The sequence below is a fragment of the Sorangiineae bacterium MSr11954 genome (assembly GCA_037157815.1).
Classification (GTDB): domain Bacteria; phylum Myxococcota_A; class Polyangia; order Polyangiales; family Polyangiaceae; genus Pendulispora; species Pendulispora albinea.
In genome coordinates, this window is the sequence record CP089984.1 from 10340691 (window position 1) to 10356448 (window position 15758).

General features: G+C 66.8%; 13 protein-coding genes. 9 read left to right on the plus strand and 4 right to left on the minus strand.

All coding sequences use genetic code 11. The features are described 5' to 3' along the window. Window positions 1-89: 89 nt before the first annotated feature. Window positions 90-1295: a DNA polymerase IV gene (dinB, locus tag LZC94_40445; GenBank protein WXB14088.1), complete on the minus strand. Its 1206-nt coding sequence runs from the start codon at window positions 1293-1295 to the stop codon at window positions 90-92. On the opposite strand from dinB, the gene LZC94_40450 reads away from it, so the two are divergent. The 3 genes from LZC94_40450 to LZC94_40460 all read left to right on the plus strand — a co-directional run bounded on the left by LZC94_40450 (window position 1294) and on the right by LZC94_40460 (window position 4590). Continuing rightward, window positions 1294-2712: a pyridoxal phosphate-dependent aminotransferase gene (locus LZC94_40450; protein ID WXB14089.1), complete on the plus strand. Its 1419-nt coding sequence runs from the start codon at window positions 1294-1296 to the stop codon at window positions 2710-2712. The two genes, dinB and LZC94_40450, sit on opposite strands and share 2 nt — an antisense overlap. A gap of 102 nt (window positions 2713-2814) precedes the next feature. After that, entirely contained in the window at window positions 2815-3726 is a 912-nt protein-coding gene (locus LZC94_40455; GenBank protein WXB14090.1) for a LysR family transcriptional regulator, read from the plus strand. A gap of 93 nt (window positions 3727-3819) precedes the next feature. Beyond that, a complete protein-coding gene (locus tag LZC94_40460; GenBank protein ID WXB14091.1) occupies window positions 3820-4590 on the plus strand; it encodes an SDR family oxidoreductase in 771 nt (256 codons plus the stop codon). A gap of 194 nt (window positions 4591-4784) precedes the next feature. On the opposite strand, the gene LZC94_40465 is transcribed toward LZC94_40460, so the two are convergent. From LZC94_40465 to LZC94_40475, 3 genes are read right to left on the minus strand one after another with little or no spacing between them, the layout of a single operon-like run. Then, window positions 4785-5993 (minus strand): twin-arginine translocation signal domain-containing protein, encoded by a 1209-nt coding sequence (locus tag LZC94_40465; protein WXB14092.1) that lies wholly within the window; start codon window positions 5991-5993, stop codon window positions 4785-4787. Between the two features lie 32 nt (window positions 5994-6025). Next, window positions 6026-6814, minus strand: coding sequence for a hypothetical protein (locus LZC94_40470; GenBank protein ID WXB14093.1), 789 nt, complete (start codon window positions 6812-6814; stop codon window positions 6026-6028). 19 nt (window positions 6815-6833) lie between these two features. Next, complete coding sequence (locus LZC94_40475; protein ID WXB14094.1) at window positions 6834-7805, minus strand: hypothetical protein; 972 nt, start codon at window positions 7803-7805, stop codon at window positions 6834-6836. A 441-nt stretch (window positions 7806-8246) separates the two neighbouring features. Here LZC94_40475 and LZC94_40480 point away from each other — a divergent pair, with 441 nt between their 5' ends. The 6 genes from LZC94_40480 to LZC94_40505 all read left to right on the plus strand — a co-directional run bounded on the left by LZC94_40480 (window position 8247) and on the right by LZC94_40505 (window position 15742). Then, on the plus strand, window positions 8247-9224 hold the full coding sequence (locus tag LZC94_40480; GenBank protein WXB14095.1) for a hypothetical protein: 978 nt from the start codon (window positions 8247-8249) through the stop codon (window positions 9222-9224). 213 nt (window positions 9225-9437) lie between these two features. Further along, complete coding sequence (locus LZC94_40485) at window positions 9438-10037, plus strand: sigma-70 family RNA polymerase sigma factor (protein ID WXB14096.1); 600 nt, start codon at window positions 9438-9440, stop codon at window positions 10035-10037. Next, entirely contained in the window at window positions 10034-10753 is a 720-nt protein-coding gene (locus tag LZC94_40490; GenBank protein WXB14097.1) for a hypothetical protein, read from the plus strand. Before LZC94_40485 ends, LZC94_40490 begins: the two co-directional genes overlap by 4 nt. 32 nt (window positions 10754-10785) lie before the next feature. Continuing rightward, window positions 10786-12279, plus strand: coding sequence for a polymer-forming cytoskeletal protein (locus LZC94_40495; protein ID WXB14098.1), 1494 nt, complete (start codon window positions 10786-10788; stop codon window positions 12277-12279). A gap of 34 nt (window positions 12280-12313) precedes the next feature. Then, the gene (locus tag LZC94_40500) at window positions 12314-14212 is read left to right on the plus strand and encodes a chloride channel protein (GenBank protein WXB14099.1); all 1899 of its coding nucleotides are present in this window, start codon (window positions 12314-12316) and stop codon (window positions 14210-14212) included. Between the two features lie 51 nt (window positions 14213-14263). Beyond that, window positions 14264-15742: a hybrid sensor histidine kinase/response regulator gene (locus LZC94_40505; protein WXB14100.1), complete on the plus strand. Its 1479-nt coding sequence runs from the start codon at window positions 14264-14266 to the stop codon at window positions 15740-15742. Window positions 15743-15758: the final 16 nt, after the last annotated feature.

Below are 15758 nucleotides of genomic sequence, written 5' to 3' on the forward strand. Positions count from 1 at the left end.
TAGGCAGACGCGGCGTGCACCAACCCAAGGTGCACGCATGAAGTAAGAGCGCGTCCGACGAGCGAACGCGGGTGCAGCGACACCAGGGGCTAGCGGGTTTTTCGACCCTTGGCCAACTTCTCGTCCATCTTCAGGAGCGTCGCACGTGTGACGCCCTCGCTGTAGCGCCGGCCAATCGCGAGCACCACGTCCTCCACCCGACTCCGTTGCGCGCGGCGCGCGTCCGCGGGATCTTCGAAGAGCTTCCCTTGCGCCTGCGTATGCGCGCCCGCATGCGATGCGGAGTCCGAGCCGCCATCGATCTCGACCAACCCCGACAGCGCCACCCCCGTGAGGCGCACGGGGCCAGGGGCAAACTGCGCGAGCAGCCCGCGCGCCGCTTCGAAGATGCTCGACGTGTCATCGACGGGATCCGGCAGCGACGTGCGCCGTGTTCGAAGGGTGAAGTCGGCGTACTTCAATTTGACGACCACGGTGCGCCCCGCGAGCTTCGACTCGCGAAGGCGCTGCGCCACGCGCGCCGCGTGCGCCAGCAAGGTGCGCTCGATGGACTCCGCGCCCACCAAATCGTGCTCGTACGTCTCCTCGGCGCCCACGGACTTGGCGGCCCGATCGGGATCCACCTCGCGCGGATCGAACCCCCGCGCGAGATCGTGCACATGCCGGCCCCAGCTTCCGAGCACGTGATCGAGCACCCGCGGATCGGCCGTCGCCAGATCGCCCAACGTGTTGAAGCCGAGGGCGCGCAACCGCGGCGCGGTCTTGGGACCGACCCCCCACATCCGCTCGATCGGCAGCGGCGCGAGAAATGCGGCCACGCCATCCTCCGGCACCACCACCAGCGCGTCGGGCTTTCGAAGATCGCTGGCGACCTTGGCCACGAACTTCGACGGCGCCACCCCTGCGGAGGCGGTCAGCCCCAGCTCGCCCGCGATGTCCCGCTTGATCGCGGCCCCGATGGTCCCGCCATCGCCGAACAGCGAACGGCTCTCGGTCACGTCGAGGAACGCTTCGTCGACGCTGAGCCCTTCCACCAGCGGCGTGTACCGCTCGAAAATACCGAACACGGCGCGGCTCACCTCCGCGTACCGCTCGTGCCGCGGTGGCACCACCACGGCGTGCGGGCAAAGCCGGAGCGCCTCGGCCATGGACATCGCCGACCGCGGGCCGAAAACCCGCGCCTCGTACGATGCCGCGAGCACGACCCCGCGTCGCGCGGTTCCGCCCACGAGGAGCGGCTTGCCCAAAAGGCGTGGATCGTCACGGCGTTCGACGGAAGCATAAAAAGCATCCATGTCGACGTGCACAATCGAGCGGGGGCCGGCCATCTGTTACAAGCAAAGCATGGGCGACTCGCAACAGGTGGACAATCCTCGCATCGCACCGAGTCCTGGAGCGGCCAGCGCGCCGGCGGCCAGCGCGCCGGCGGCCAGCGCGCCGGCGGCGAGCGCACCGGCGGCGGCTAGCGCGCCAGGGGCGTTCCGCACGGTGCCACGAACCGGTGTCATCTACGTCACCACCGAGGCCTCCAAGCGCGGCTTCTCGTCGGCCAACCCCGAGTGGTGCAACCTCGGCCAAGGGCAACCCGAAACCGGCGATCTCCCGGGCGCCCCCCCGCGCGTGCAGTCGGTGGCCATCGACGTCGACGATCAAGAGTACGCCCCCATCGCCGGCATCCCCGAGCTGCGCGAGGCGATTGCTGCACTCTACAACCAATTGTACCGCCGCGGCCTCCCCTCCCAGTACACGGCGGAGAACGTCTGTGTGTCGGGCGGCGGCCGCGCCGCGCTCACCCGGGCGGCGGCCAGCCTCGGATCGATCAACCTCGGGCACTTCCTCCCCGACTACACCGCCTACGAAGAGCTGCTCGACATCTTCAAGGCCTTCACCTCCATCCCCATTTTGCTCGAGGGCGATCGCGGCTACGCCTTCTCGGCCGACGAGCTGCGGCGCGAGATCCTCGGCCGCGGCCTCAGCGCCATCCTCCTCTCCAACCCGTGCAACCCCACCGGCAAGCACGTGGAGGGCGAGGAGCTCTCGCGCTGGGTGGCGGTGGCGCGCGAGCTCGATTGCACCTTGATGCTCGACGAGTTCTACTCGCACTACGTGTACCGCACCCGCCGCGGCGCGCTGCCGGTGGAGAGCGCCGCGCGCTATGTGGTGGACGTCGACCGCGATCCGGTGCTGCTCTTCGATGGGCTCACCAAGAATTGGCGCTACCCGGGCTGGCGCGTCACCTGGGCCATCGGCCCCAAGCGGGTCATCGAGGCGCTGTCGAGCGCGGGCTCCTTCCTCGACGGCGGCGGCTCCAAGCCGCTGCAGCGCGCGGCCATCCCGCTCTTGGCCGAGGACCACGTGATCAAGGAGACGACGGCCATCCAGACCGCCTTCCGCGACAAGCGCGATCGCCTGCACTCGCGCCTGCAGCGCATCGGGGTCCGCTTCGACCGCGCCCCCGACGGCACCTTCTACCTCTGGGGCGACGTGAGCACCCTGCCCCCGCCGCTCAACGACGGCATGGGGCTCTTTCGTGCCGCGCTCGAGAAGAAGGTCATCGTCGTCCCCGGCGAGTTCTTCGACGTGAACCCCGGCAAGCGCCGCGGCGGCCGCCCCTCGCGATTCCGCCACTACGTGCGTTTCTCCTTCGGCCCCTCGGCGCAAGTCCTCGAAACGGCGCTCGACCGCCTCACGGCCCTCGTCGAGGGCGCCTGACTGCCCCGCTGAGGCGCCCGACCGAGGCATCTTGGAAACCAAGGCCCGCGCCGGGCTCGGTGACTGTTCCGACCGTGTGAACAATCGGCGTAGCCTGCCCCCATGGACAGGTTCCAGACCTTGCAGGTCTTCGCGCACGTGGCCCAGATGGGCAGCTTCACCAAGGCCGCCGTGGCCTTGGGCATCTCACGGGCCGCGGTCTCGGTCGCCGTCCAACGGCTCGAGACCCACCTGGGCGCCCGCCTGGTACACCGCACCACGCGCAGGGTGCACCTGACGGCGGAGGGCCTCGCTTTTCACGAGCGCTGCCTACGGATCCTCTCCGAGCTCGAAGAGGCCGAGCAGCTGTTCGCGGAGGTGCCCCGCCGCTTGCTGGGCAAGCTCGCCATCGACGCGCCCACGCGCATCGCACGGCGCATCCTCGTCCCCGCCCTCCCCGAGTGGCTCTCGCGCAACCCGGGGCTCGAGCTCCGCCTCGGCGCCTCCGATCGCTCGATCAACCTGGTGGAGAAGGGCATCGATGCGGTCGTGCACGTCGGGAGGCTCCCGGACTCCAGCCTGGTCGCGCGGCACCTCGGCGCGCTCCGCTTGGTGAACTGCGCGAGCCCGAGCTACCTCGCGCGCCATGGAAAGCCGAACGCGCTGGAAGATCTCGATCGCCATCGGATCGTGCACTACTCGACCACCTTCGCGGGCAGCGCGGAGTGGGAGTACGTGGAGGGTGGCGCGGTGCGATCGATGCGGATGCGAAGCGCGGTCGCGGTCGACAACGCGGAGACGTACATCGCGTGCGGCTTGGCCGGCCTCGGCCTCATCCAAGTTCCGGCTTACGACGTGCGGCACCACCTGGAGTCCGGGGCGCTCGTCGCGGTCCTCCCCGCGTACGCCGCGGCGCCGCTCGGCATCGCCATCGTCTATCCGCACCGCCGGCAGGTGCCGGCGCGGGTCCGCGCGTTCACCGATTGGGCCGCCGGCCTCTTCGAACGCCACGGGATCATTGTTTCGAATTCGTAACCACTCTGTCGAGGCCAGGGCGCCTTCTGCGGATGGCCGAGGAGATGCACAAAGAACACCGCACTCGGTTTGGAAACCACAGGAGACTTATCCATGGCGAATCATTCACTCGAAGGAAAAGCCGTTCTGATCGGCGGCGGCGCAAAGAACCTCGGCGGGCTTCTCGCGCGCACCTTCGCCGCCGACGGCGCGAGGCTGGCCATTCACTACAACAGCGCGTCGACGAAGAGCGCTGCGGATCAGACCGTCGCGACCATCGTGAAGGCGGGCGGCGAAGCGTTCGCATTGCAAGGTGACTTCACCAAGGCCGCCAATGTGGCCAAGGTCTTCGAGGAGGCCAAGAAGCGCCTCGGCGGCATCGACATTGCCGTGAACACGGTCGGCAAGGTGCTGAAGAAGCCCATCGTCGAGACCTCGGAAGAAGAGTACGACGAGATGAGCGCCATCAACGCCAAGGCCGCCTATTTCTTCATTCAACAAGCCGGAAAGCACCTCAACGAAAACGGCGCCATCTGCACCTTGGTGACCTCGCTCTTGGCCGCGTACACGGGTTTCTATTCGACGTACGCCGGGACCAAATCGCCCGTCGAGCACTTTACGCGCGCGGCCTCGAAGGAGTTCGCGTCGCGCGGCATCTCCGTCACGGCCATCGGCCCCGGGCCCATGGATACGCCGTTCTTCTACGGCCAGGAGTCGGCCGACGCGGTGGCGTACCACAAGTCCGCGGCCGCCCTCAGCCCGCGATCCAAGACCGGGCTCACCGATATCGAGGACATCGTCCCCGCGGTGAAGTTTTTGGTGACCGATGGCTGGTGGATCACCGGTCAAACCATCTTCGCCAATGGCGGTTACACCACGCGCTGACTGAATAGCGTGTATCTCATGGCGAGACGTATCTGGAGACGGACCGATCGCCGGCTCGTCGAAGTCGCTGCGTCCCTCCCCGCAGGAGGAGGGACGTTCGACGCGGCTCGACGTTCGACGCGGCCGGCGTTCGACGCGGCTCGAAGCTCGACGCGGCTCGAAGCTCGACGCGGCTCGAAGCTCGAACGAGGCGTCTACAGCACCAACGCGTGCGGGTTGGGCCCGAAGGGCTCGGTCGGGCACTTGAGGGCCTTTGCAACGTAGGCCCACATGCCTTTGGTGCCCGGGGTGCTCGGGGGGAGCGCCACATTGGCGTCGGTGTTCCCGGTGCTCCCGACCTGCACGTATTTGCCGATGACGGTGGCGGTCAGGTTCGGCTGGTGATCGGAGCCTGGCAGGCTTCGTGAGAAGTCGCCGTGAATCATGACCACCACGTTCATGGCCTTGAGGTCGGGGTCCGACTGGAGGCGCGCGAGGAAGGTCTTGAGCGACGGCATGATGCTCTGGTTCATGCGGTTGCGCACGTTGTTGCCGGAGGTGTCGCCGTGCGAGTCCCACGAGAAATCGTCGGTGACGGTCACCAGGTTGGCGCCTGCGCGGATCATGAGCTCGGCGCCGACCATCTTCGAGGCGAAGCTCTTGACGGCGGTGTCCGTGGTCGATTGGCCGTACGCTTGCGCGAGGGTCGGGAAGCTGAAAGGCTGCACCGGCTTCTTCAAGGTCTCGACCGCCGTCGAGTAACCATCGCGAAAGCTCACGAGCGCGTTCGGGTTCTTGCCCATGGAGCCCGAGCTCATGGTCCCGGCGCGCGCGATGGCCTCCGAGGCCACGTTGCGCGCGGGGGTCTTCGGATCGGGATCGCCGCCGCCGAGGGTCTTGATGGTGGAGCCCATATCGTTGATCTGCTGGTACGACACGCCGGACTCCGCGGCCTTCGGACCGGGCGGCAAGCGCCCCATCGACGCCGCTTTGATGGCCGCGGTCCCGCCCATGGCGGCGGCGAGCTGCAGCGCGTACGAACGATTGGCCTCGCCGAAGTTGAGCGACTGCGCGTTACCGTGATCGCTCGAGCCGTGCCGGTTGCCAATCGACGCCATGTGCCCGAGGGAAAACGCGTCGAGGGAGCCGAGCGACGCGGCATCGACGTACACGTTGTTCCCGAGGGACTTGATGTTGCCGTCGGTCACCCCGAACGACTTGCCCTTGAACGCAAACGGCGCGGGGAAGATGGCGTTGTAGCCGCCGGAGAGGAAGATGCTCACCAGCGCCGACTTTTCGCCGTCGGCCGCGAAGGCCGGTCCCAGCCAACCCGGCCCACCGAGGCGCGTCCCCGCGGCAGCGCCGGCCGCGACCCCGAGGCCCTTCAGAAATCCACGACGCGAGAGATGTCGATAGTTACTCATGAAAATGTCTCCATGTCCCTACGGTCGTGCCGTCAGTAGGCCAAAAACCCAGTTGCTGAGAGGACGGTGGCGCATGCATAAGCCCAACGTCGTTTGGGTGGGGTCGGGGTGGTGCCCTCTTGCGCAGAAGCCGTCACCGCGATGTCCACGCACCCTTGCACTTCATCGGGCGACGCCGCGCGGCTCCAGAACTTGCGCGTCCACGCTTCGCACTCGGCCTTGGCCGAAGCCGCATCGGGCGCCGTGTTGTACTTGGCATCGCCCTGCGGCGCGCCGCTCCCGTTGGCCACGGCGCCCGTGAGCTGCAAGCACCCATCGAAGCCCACGCGGTAGGCCGTGTACAAGCTGACCGCGCTCGCCGCCGGCTCCTGCGACCATCGCGCCTCGGGCTCGCCGAAGGTCGACTTGCTCGAGTCGAGCGACGCCTTGGGGTTGTTCGTCGCGCCGAGCACGCGCGCGTACTCGGTGGAGAGCGCGCTGAACGGCTTCATGCGACCGCGGTCGACGCCGGCGGCCACATTGGCGAGCTGCTTGCTCAAGTCCACGTTGCCGAGCCCCATATGGGCGACGCCGGTGGCCGCGCCGCAGGTGGGAACTTGGTTCGGGTTGTTGGGGTTTCCCGGGTTGTTCGGATCGTTCGGATCGCTGGGATCCCCGGGCCCGCCGGAGCAATTTTCGTCCAAGCACTCGCCGGACGACTTGCTGCTGCAACCGGTCACCGCCGAGGCCACGGTGACGAACGAGATGAGGCTCGCGACCGCGAGGCCGGAGAGCGGGAGGATCGTAGCGTTGTTGCGTGCTTTTGCGACCATGGCTTTCATCGCTGGTTCGTCCTCGCTGTTACTGGCAAAAGCCGGGGTCTTTGGCGATCACGGAGATGGCGGACTGGATCGTCTTCTGCGCCTTGAAGGTCTCCATGCACTTGTCGAGGACGGCGCCTTCGCACGCGTTCCCCGGGCGGCCGTAGAGGTACTTGAACGAGAGGCTGCACGCGTTGAACGAGAAGTTCTCCGAGTCGACCAGCGCTTGCACCAGACCTTTGTCGTCCGAGACGGACTTGTCGCCCAGGACGGTCTTGGCCCCTCCGGCGTACGGCTCGAAGGTGACGTTGCCCTTGGCGTCCGTCTTCCGCTTGGAGAGGACGCTCGCCGTCTTGTCGAGCGCGTACCAATTGTTGTAGTGGCAGCCCGCGCACGAACCGGCTTGCCGGCCGTTGGCGCTGATGTCGGCGTCGGGCGCGTTGGTGGTGGCCATCAACTGCAGACCGACCACGTTGTTCAAGATGCGGTACGCGGTCGCGATCTTGATGCCCGCGAGCTCATTTCCCGCGTAGCGAACGAGCCACGTGTTGCTGCGGAAGTAACCGAGGCCATTGGGATCGGCGGTGACGGTGGCCGCTCCATTGGGCTGGGCCGAATCCACTTTGTATTGGCCGACGAACATATCCGACCAAGGTTTGTTGTTCTGAACGACGTATTTCGCGAGATGGTACGAAGCATCCTCCGCCGAGTTTTTCCCCGGATCGCGATTGAACTCCGCGTTGATGAAGCGCGCGAAGCGCTCCTGGAATGCGGGGGTGCCGATCATCGCATCGACCTCCCCTTGCGGATCGGCCGCCGAGAGAGCTTGCGCGCTGGCGCTCGTCCCGACGATGGCAACGGAAAGGCGCGTGGCGCACCGCTCTTTGAATGCCGCCTGATCTTCTCCCGCGTCAGCCGCCCCTGCGGTACGGCCCCCTGCGGCCAAGCCAACTGCCGCTGCGAGCAGTGGCGCGGCCATCATCAGCCAACGTTTGCGAGAACCGACTTTCATGCCCCGAGCTCCTTCGTTTCGACCAGATTGCGCGGCAAATCCCGATGGATTCGCCCTCGTTTTCCGAGTGAGAGCCCACGCCTAGAGCAACGCGCATGCCGCCGCATTCCGAGCCGAAATCGAATCGGAGAACGGCGCGCATCGCGCGTCCGCACCGCGTTTTCCCGAGATGTCACAACATGTTACAGACGCTGTACACGGCGCTGTCGCACGCGATGGAGCCACCGGTGGTGGATCGCTCGTACTCCTGCTCGAGAAAAAAAGTGGATCGGCGAAGGCCGTGCGTTTTCACATCTTCCGGCCGCATAATCGGGGGTTCGAGCGATGTTTCGAATTCGTCATTTGACGAGAGAGACGGAATTTTGCGATGCTACGCGGTTATCCACACCTATGGGAAAACTCGGGTCTCTCCGTACGGGTCGAATCGCGGTCTTGGCTTTGATGACGGCACCCTTCGCGATCGTCGTCGCGTGCAGTCTCGATGAAGGAGGTTTCGCGGGGGGCGGGGGCGCCTTCGATGCGAGCTTGCCGGATACGTGGAGGCCGGGGCCGGGGCCGGATAGTGGGCCGAAGGACGCGGGCGTCGACGTAACGACCCCGATTTGCAGCGGCGGTAGTGCGAATGCGTGCGACGGCCTTCCCTCGGGTTGGGAGCCGGTCGGATATCTGCCCGGCGCCGCCAACTGTGGAACGGGCTACGACGCAGGCCCCCCGATGGTGACCGATCCCACCGGCGGAAGCTGCGGGTGCGATTGCCGCGGCAAGAGCCCCCAAGAGAACCAGTGCCCGGGAAATATCCGCATGTCGCGATGGGACGGCGACCCCTACACGGCGGTGTGCGGGAGCGATTTCACGGGCAACGACGAGTTCTCACAGGGATGCTCGGATCTTCAGCCTCGGACGATTCACCATTTCAAGGCGATACCGCAGCCCGCGAACCCCGTGTTCGGATGCTCGAACGGATCATGCTCGGGCACCAAGGACACCAGCAGCTTGGCCACGACGTCGGTTCGAACCTGCACCTCCACCGTCTCGGAGTGCAGGCTCGCGCTCTGTGCACAGCCACACGCTTGCATCGCGCGCGACGGCGACAGGTCCTGTCCGAGCGGGTACACCGAAAAGCACCTCCTCGGCACCGGCGCAGACATCACCTGCGGGAGCTGCACGGGGTGCTCGTACTCGGCGACATGCTCGACCAGCGTCAAGCTCTACACCGGTAACAACTGCACCGGTACGAACGATTCGGTCGATGTCGACGGCGGGTGCAATCCCGTCATTGGGCAGGATGCATCGTCCCCGAAAACCTATCAGGCTTTGTATTACGAGAATAAGTTCCAAACCGGCGGGTATGACGCGTCGGCGGCGACCCCGGTACGGTCGGTGACAGGTACGCTCCGCACCGTCTGCTGCAAGCCTTAGCGCCCTCGCGCCTCGAGAGAGCGGCGCCGGCATCCAGCGCCTGCGCCGTTCGTCCGCCTCTCCCGCACGCACATACACGCGCCAGGATCGAGCGCGCACGCCACAGCCCCGGACCGCCGCGCGTCCCCCGCCCGGCGGCGCCAGCCCGGCACAACCACCCCCGCCGGGCCCGCTGAAATTTCCTGCCCTCCCCGGACGAACGAAGAGGAGTCTATGCTCTCGCTCCTCATGTCCCCGCGCGCCGACTCATCCGTGCCGCCGCGCGTCGCCGAGCTGCACGGCGTGGCAGCGGAGCTCCATCCGGTGGTCCGCGCGGTGGTAGCGGCGGTTCTACGGCAAGGACAGGGTCACCCCGATGTGGAAGATTGCGCCAACGAAGCCCTTCGCCGCGCCCTCGAAGGAACGGCGCGTCTGCGCGACGGCGAACCGCTCCGACCTTGGGTCATTGGCATTGCGCGTCATGTGGCGCTCGACGTCTTGCGTGCGCGGAAACGGTCCCGAACGGTACAAGATGCCCGTGACCTTTCCGATGGGTCGGATGATTTGCCGCCATTGGTGGAACGGGTCCCCGATTCCAAACCCGATCCCCTCGAACGGATGGAGAGCGCCCGCCGTCAGGCCATGGTGCGCAAGGCCATCGAGGGCCTCAACGAAAATACTCGAACGGCCCTCGCCAAGTTTCACCTCGAGGGGAAGAGTTACCAGCAGATTGCAGCGGAGATGCAGGTGCCGCTCGGCACCGTGGCAACATGGGTTACACGCGGACGCAAAGCGATGGCCGAACTCTTGGACGAGCAAGCGAGGCAATCATGATCGATGACGAAAAACTTCCGCTCGAACTCGTCTGGGAGCCCGCGGAGCAAGCGGGCGTAGGCGCCGAACCGGGAAGCGATCATGATGCGCATGATGGTGCGCCATCTGGTGCGCTATCTGGTGCGCCATCTGGTGCGCAATGCGGGACCGGCGGGACCGGCGGGACGGGTGGAGGCGGCCGCCATCTCTCCGAGATCGTGCTCACGGCCATCGCCGATGGACAGCTGAGCATCATCCCCAACGTCGCCCTCGTGCACCTTCAATCGTGCGAGACGTGCGTGTGCGCCATCGGCAACGCCGCCATGCTCTCGGCGCGTATCAGCGCGCACTTGAATGAGCTCGCGCCTTCTGCGTCCAACCAAGCAGCGGCCCATGCTCCCGCGAACGGCACCCAGGCGGCGGCGCAAGCCGCGCAACTCGAACAACCCGCGGAGCCCATTCGGCTTCCATGGGCCGCCATCGCGGCGGCGCTCCTCGTCGCGGGGCTGGCCGCGCTCCCATCGATCACGAGCGCGCCCGTTTGGTTCGAGGAGAGCTCGCGTGTGATGCTCCGCGCCATTCCGCAATTGCTCCACGGCGTCATCACCGTGGTGCGCAGTGGTACGGCGGTGCCCGTCGCCATCAGTTATGCGAGCGCGGCCCTGTTGATGTTGATCGGTGTCACGATTGCGATGCGTCAGAACCCGGCAAGCCCGGATGGGAGCACGGGCAGGTGATGGGCGCGACTCGAGGGAAACAGGAGACGATCATGAGGTACGGTTTGGCAGTCGTGGGGGTCATGTCGCTCGGGGCGATCGCGCTCCCCAGCACGGCGCTCGCCTCGGTGAAGCGCGAAGGCGCTTGGCCCAGCGAGGAGAAGAAGATCTCCCTCGATGTCACCGGCGCCTCGAAAGCCGAAGCCGTACGCCGCATCGCGAGCGCCGCCGGCTGGAACGTGGTGGTCCACGCCCCGCCGGGCGATCCCATCGACATTCACGTCAAGGATCTCCCGGCCACCAAGGTGCTCGACCTCGTCTTGAACGACGCCGAGTACACCGCCCACCGCGAAGGGAACGTCGTCGAGATCTCCCGCGCCCAAGCGGCGCGCGATCCCCAAACCGCGAACGCAGCAGCGCCCTCCCCCGCTCCGAATGCGGCGCCGGGCAACTTGGGCGCGCCCCCGTCCCCGCCGTCTTTGTCGCCGGCATCACCGCCGTCGCCCCCATCACCCCCATCGCCCCCCGCCCCGCCGGAGCCTCCCTCGTTCGACATGGACTCCGATCCCGACGATGCTCCGCCTCCGGCGGCGCATGGGCATAAGCACGGCAAGCACGCCGAGGATCGGGTCATCAGCGGCGGCTCGGCGCGGATCGAGAAGGGCGAAGTGGTCGACGACATCAGCGTCTTCGGGGGCTCGGTCGACGTCTACGGCGAAGCGCAAGGCGATCTCGTGGTCATGGGAGGCTCGGCGCACATTCACGAAGGCGCGCGCGTGCACGGCGACGTGAGCGCCCTCGGCGGCAAGGTGCAGATCAGCAACGGCGCGATCGTCGACGGCGAGGTGGGCGTGGTCGGCGGCTCCGTCATCCGCGAGCCCGGCGCCAAGATCGGCGGCCATGAATGGAACGGGCGCGGCGATCGAGGCGGCTCGCACGACGACGAAGACGATGGATCGAAGAGCAGCGCCAGGCCTCGGAGGGATCGCGGGGCGTCGTGGAGCGAGGAGCGCCCTTGGTACAAGCGCCTCGCCGAGCACGCCTCGAACGCGGTGGAGCACACCGCGCTGCTCTTCGTCTTCGGCGCGGTCCTCTTGTCGCTCGCCACCCGCCGCATGGATATGCTGCGGACCGAGATCGCGACGCGCCCGATGCGCAGCTTTGCGCTCGGAGTTCTCGCGATGTTCGCGACAGCCATCGGGCTGGTCGCGCTGTGCGTGACCTTGGTCGGCATTCCCCTCGCCATCATCGGCTTGCTCGTGGGGACCTTCGGCATCTATGCCGGAATCTGCGCGGTGCTGGCCACCCTCGGTAAGGGGCTGGTGGCGCACAAGACGGAGAACCAACACGTGCACCTGGCGGTCGGTTGCGTGCTCTTCATGCTGCTGTCGGCCATCCCGTACGTGGGTTTGATCGTGCCCGTGATCGTCGGGCTCATCGGGTTCGGCGCGCTGGTGGCCACCCGTCTCGCTGGGTTCGCCGCCAAGGTCCCAGGTGGGCAGCCCAACACGGTTCCGAGCGAAGGGCCCTACCGCACCTCGACATGACGAGTAATCTCTCCGGAGCATCCCCGGAGAGCGATTGTCTTCTTCCCCGCCCGAGATCCCCCGGAACGAGCCGGACAAGCGTTGGCGGCGCTTCCTCCGCGCATCGGCCTCGCCCCAGCTCGATTTGCAGCTCTTGGGACGCACGCTTCTGCACGCGGCGCTGGTGGGCGCCGCCGCGGGGCTAGCGGGTACGCTCTTCTTTGCCGCGCTCGAGTTCGTCGCGACCTTGGTGCTCGACGAGCTCGCCGGTTACATCCCGCTGCGCGCGCACGGTGAGGAGCTCATTGGCAGCCAGGCGCATGCGGCGCCCTTTCGACCTTGGCTCCTCTGGGCGGTTCCGGCCCTGGGCGCGCTCGCCGCGGGTCTCATCTCGGCCCGCTTTGCGCCCGAGACGTTGGGCGGCGGCTCCGACGCGATCATCCACGCCTTCCACCATCAAGGCGGAAAGGTGCGACGGCGGGTCCCCTTCATCAAAGGCATCGTCTCCGTTCTCACCTTGGGCACGGGCGGTTCGGGCGGACGCGAAGGGCCGACCATGCTCATCGGCGGAGGCATCGGCTCCGTCATTGGCCGCTACCTTCGGGTGAGCGAACGCGAGCAACGCATCCTCCTCGTCGCAGGGACCGCGGCCGGCATGGCGGCTGTGTTCCGCACGCCCCTCGGCGCCGCGCTCCTCGCCGTCGAAGTGCTCCACCGCGACGACTTCGAGTCCGACGCGGTGGTGCCCGCGGTCCTCTCCAGCGTGGTCTCCTACTCGGTGTTCATCTCGTTCTTCGGCGAGTCCACCTTGTTCGCGCACGCCGTGCGCTACCCCTTCGTCCCCGCCCACCTACCGCTCTACGCGCTGATGGCCATCATCGTGTCGGTGGTGGCGGCGGGGTTCTCGGGCGCGCTGCATGGGGTGCAGCGCTATGCCAAATCCCTCTCGCTTCCGGCGTGGAGCAAGCCGGCGCTGGGCGGGCTCTTGCTTGGCGTGTTCGCCACGCCGGTGCTCATGCTCGTGGGCCCGAGCGTGGGAGCGGCGGGACAGGGGCTCGGCATCCTCGGCGGAGGTTATGGGGTGGCGCAGGTCGCCATCACCGGTGCGCCCTGGTTTCCCGAGGGGTGGCGCGGCGTCGAGCTTCTGCTGGTCCTCGGCCTGGTGAAAATCCTCGCCACCTCGCTCACCGTCGGATCGGGCGGAAGCGCCGGGGACTTCGGCCCCTCGCTGGTCATCGGGGGCATCTTCGGCGGCGCCTTCGGCCGCACCGCCGGCCTCTTGCTGCACGATCCGCGCATCGACCCCGGCGCTTTTGCGCTCGTGGGCATGGCGACGTTCTACGGGGGCCTCGCCCACGTGCCCATCGCCTCGCTGGTCATGACGTGCGAGCTCGCCGGCAGCTACGATCTCCTGGTGCCGCTGATGCTGGCCGAGGGCATCGCCTTCGTCGCGCTTCGAAAGCGCTCGCTTTACCACGCGCAAGTGCCGACCAAGCGCGAATCCCCCGCGCACCGCGACGATCTCATTTACGATGTGCTCAAAGAAATCCGTGTCGGAGATGTCATGGGCAAGGGCCGGCCGTACATCACCTTCTCGCGCCAGACGCCCGCGCAGGAAGTCATCCGGCAAATCGCAAGCTCCGCCTGGCAAGATGCGTTTCCAGTTCTCGATGAACATGGGAAGCTCGCAGGCATCGTGAACGCGGAGGTCATGCGAACCATGGCGGCCGACCCTGACCTGAGCGGTCTCGCGCTGGCCGACGACATGATGGCGGCTCCGGTGTCCGTCCACGAAGACGATGATTTGCACGTGGCCCTCGAGGTCCTCTTGTCGAACGATGCCCGAGAACTCATCGTGTTGAATGATGGGGGACACATCGTCGGCTTCCTCGACGAGGCCGAGATCACGAAGACGTATCATGGCCGCTGTACCACGCCGGCGCGGCCTAGGTAGCTCCAGCATAGCGCGCGAGGAGAAATACCCGAGGTACCGGAGGTGAATCGAATGACCGTGGAGTCTGGGGGTACGGCATCGCCGTCGAACGTACTTTTAGTCGACGACGATCCGGCCAATCTGCTCGCGCTCGAGGCCGTGCTCGAACCTTTGGAGCAGCGAATCATGAAGGCCCGCTCGGGCGAGGGAGCGCTGCGCCTCTTGCTCGAGCACGACTTCGCCGTGATCCTGCTCGACCTGCGCATGCCCGGCATGGACGGCCTGGAGACGGCCGCCGCCATCAAGCAGCGCGAGAAGTCGCGCCACACGCCCATCATCTTCTTGACGGCGGAGACGAGCCTGCGCATCAAGAGTTACGAGTACGGCGCCGTCGATTACGTGGTGAAACCGTACGAGCCGGCCATCGTGCGCTCCAAGGTCTCGGTGTTCGTGGAGCTCTACGAGCGCGGGCAACGCATCCTTCAACAAGAAGCGCGCCTGCGCCAAAAGGAGTACGAGGCGCTGCAGCTCCGCACGCGTGAAGCGATGCGCGCAGCCGAAGAGCAGCAGCGGCGCTGGCTCGAGACCGTGCTCGATCGCATCCCTACCCCGCTGCTCTTCGTGGAGCCCGACACCGGCCACGTGCAGTTCGCGAACCGCGCCTCCCGCGAGCTCGCGGGCGACAAGCTGCCCGACGCGCCCGACATCCCCTACGACGGCGCAGCCCACGAGCTCACGTGGCCCACGGCCGCCGGTCCGCGCCCGCGCACCTTCGTCGCCACCGGCACGGAGATCCCGCAGGGCCACGGGCACGAGGCCATGCGCGTGGTGTCCCTGGTGGACGTGACCCGCCTCAAGGAGGTGGAGGGCGAGCTGCAAACGGCGGTCCGCATCCGCGACGATTTTCTCTCGATCGCCTCGCACGAGCTCCATACCCCGCTCACGCCGCTCAAGCTGCAGATCGAGCGGCTCCAGCGGCGCGAGCAAAATGCAACTCAATTACAAGAAAAGTTGGCCGTGGTGGCGCGGCAGGTCGATCGCCTGACCAACTTGGCGCGGCAGCTGCTCGACGTCTCGCGCATCACGGGCGGGCGCCTCAAGCTGACCCCGGAAGAGGTCGACCTGACGGCGGTCGTGCGCGACGCGGCCGACGCGCTGGAGGCCGAATCCAGGCAGAGCGGGAGCGTCATCGCCATCGATGCCGAGCCGAAGGTCGTCGGCTATTGGGATCCCACGCGGATCGAACAGATTACGAGCAACCTCTTATCGAACGCCATCAAGTACGGCCAGGGAAAGCCCATTTTGGTGCAGGTGACGCACGACAATGGGCACGCCCGCCTGAGCGTCCACGATAATGGGATCGGCATTCCGCCTGAGCAACAGCAGCGGATCTTCGATCGCTTCGAGCGGGCCGTCTCCGTGCGTCACTACGGCGGTTTTGGCCTTGGGCTCTGGATCGTACGGCAGATCGTGGAGGCTTCCGGGGGTCACGTGACCGTCGAAAGCCAGGTGGGGCAGGGTTCGACGTTTACCGTGGAGCTCCCGCGCTGAGGGGGATACCCTCGTA

Excerpts from the sequence above, each read along its gene's own strand:
- LZC94_40450 (WXB14089.1), top strand. The coding sequence starts at position 1,294 with ATGTCGACGTGCACAATCGAGCGGGGGCCGGCCATCTGTTACAAGCAA.
- dinB (WXB14088.1), bottom strand. The coding sequence starts at position 1,295 with ATGGATGCTTTTTATGCTTCCGTCGAACGCCGTGACGATCCACGCCTT.
- LZC94_40455 (WXB14090.1), top strand. The coding sequence starts at position 2,815 with ATGGACAGGTTCCAGACCTTGCAGGTCTTCGCGCACGTGGCCCAGATG.
- LZC94_40460 (WXB14091.1), top strand. The coding sequence starts at position 3,820 with ATGGCGAATCATTCACTCGAAGGAAAAGCCGTTCTGATCGGCGGCGGC.
- LZC94_40465 (WXB14092.1), bottom strand. The coding sequence starts at position 5,993 with ATGAGTAACTATCGACATCTCTCGCGTCGTGGATTTCTGAAGGGCCTC.
- LZC94_40470 (WXB14093.1), bottom strand. The coding sequence starts at position 6,814 with ATGAAAGCCATGGTCGCAAAAGCACGCAACAACGCTACGATCCTCCCG.
- LZC94_40475 (WXB14094.1), bottom strand. The coding sequence starts at position 7,805 with ATGAAAGTCGGTTCTCGCAAACGTTGGCTGATGATGGCCGCGCCACTG.
- LZC94_40480 (WXB14095.1), top strand. The coding sequence starts at position 8,247 with ATGACGGCACCCTTCGCGATCGTCGTCGCGTGCAGTCTCGATGAAGGA.
- LZC94_40485 (WXB14096.1), top strand. The coding sequence starts at position 9,438 with ATGCTCTCGCTCCTCATGTCCCCGCGCGCCGACTCATCCGTGCCGCCG.
- LZC94_40490 (WXB14097.1), top strand. The coding sequence starts at position 10,034 with ATGATCGATGACGAAAAACTTCCGCTCGAACTCGTCTGGGAGCCCGCG.
- LZC94_40495 (WXB14098.1), top strand. The coding sequence starts at position 10,786 with ATGAGGTACGGTTTGGCAGTCGTGGGGGTCATGTCGCTCGGGGCGATC.
- LZC94_40505 (WXB14100.1), top strand. The coding sequence starts at position 14,264 with ATGACCGTGGAGTCTGGGGGTACGGCATCGCCGTCGAACGTACTTTTA.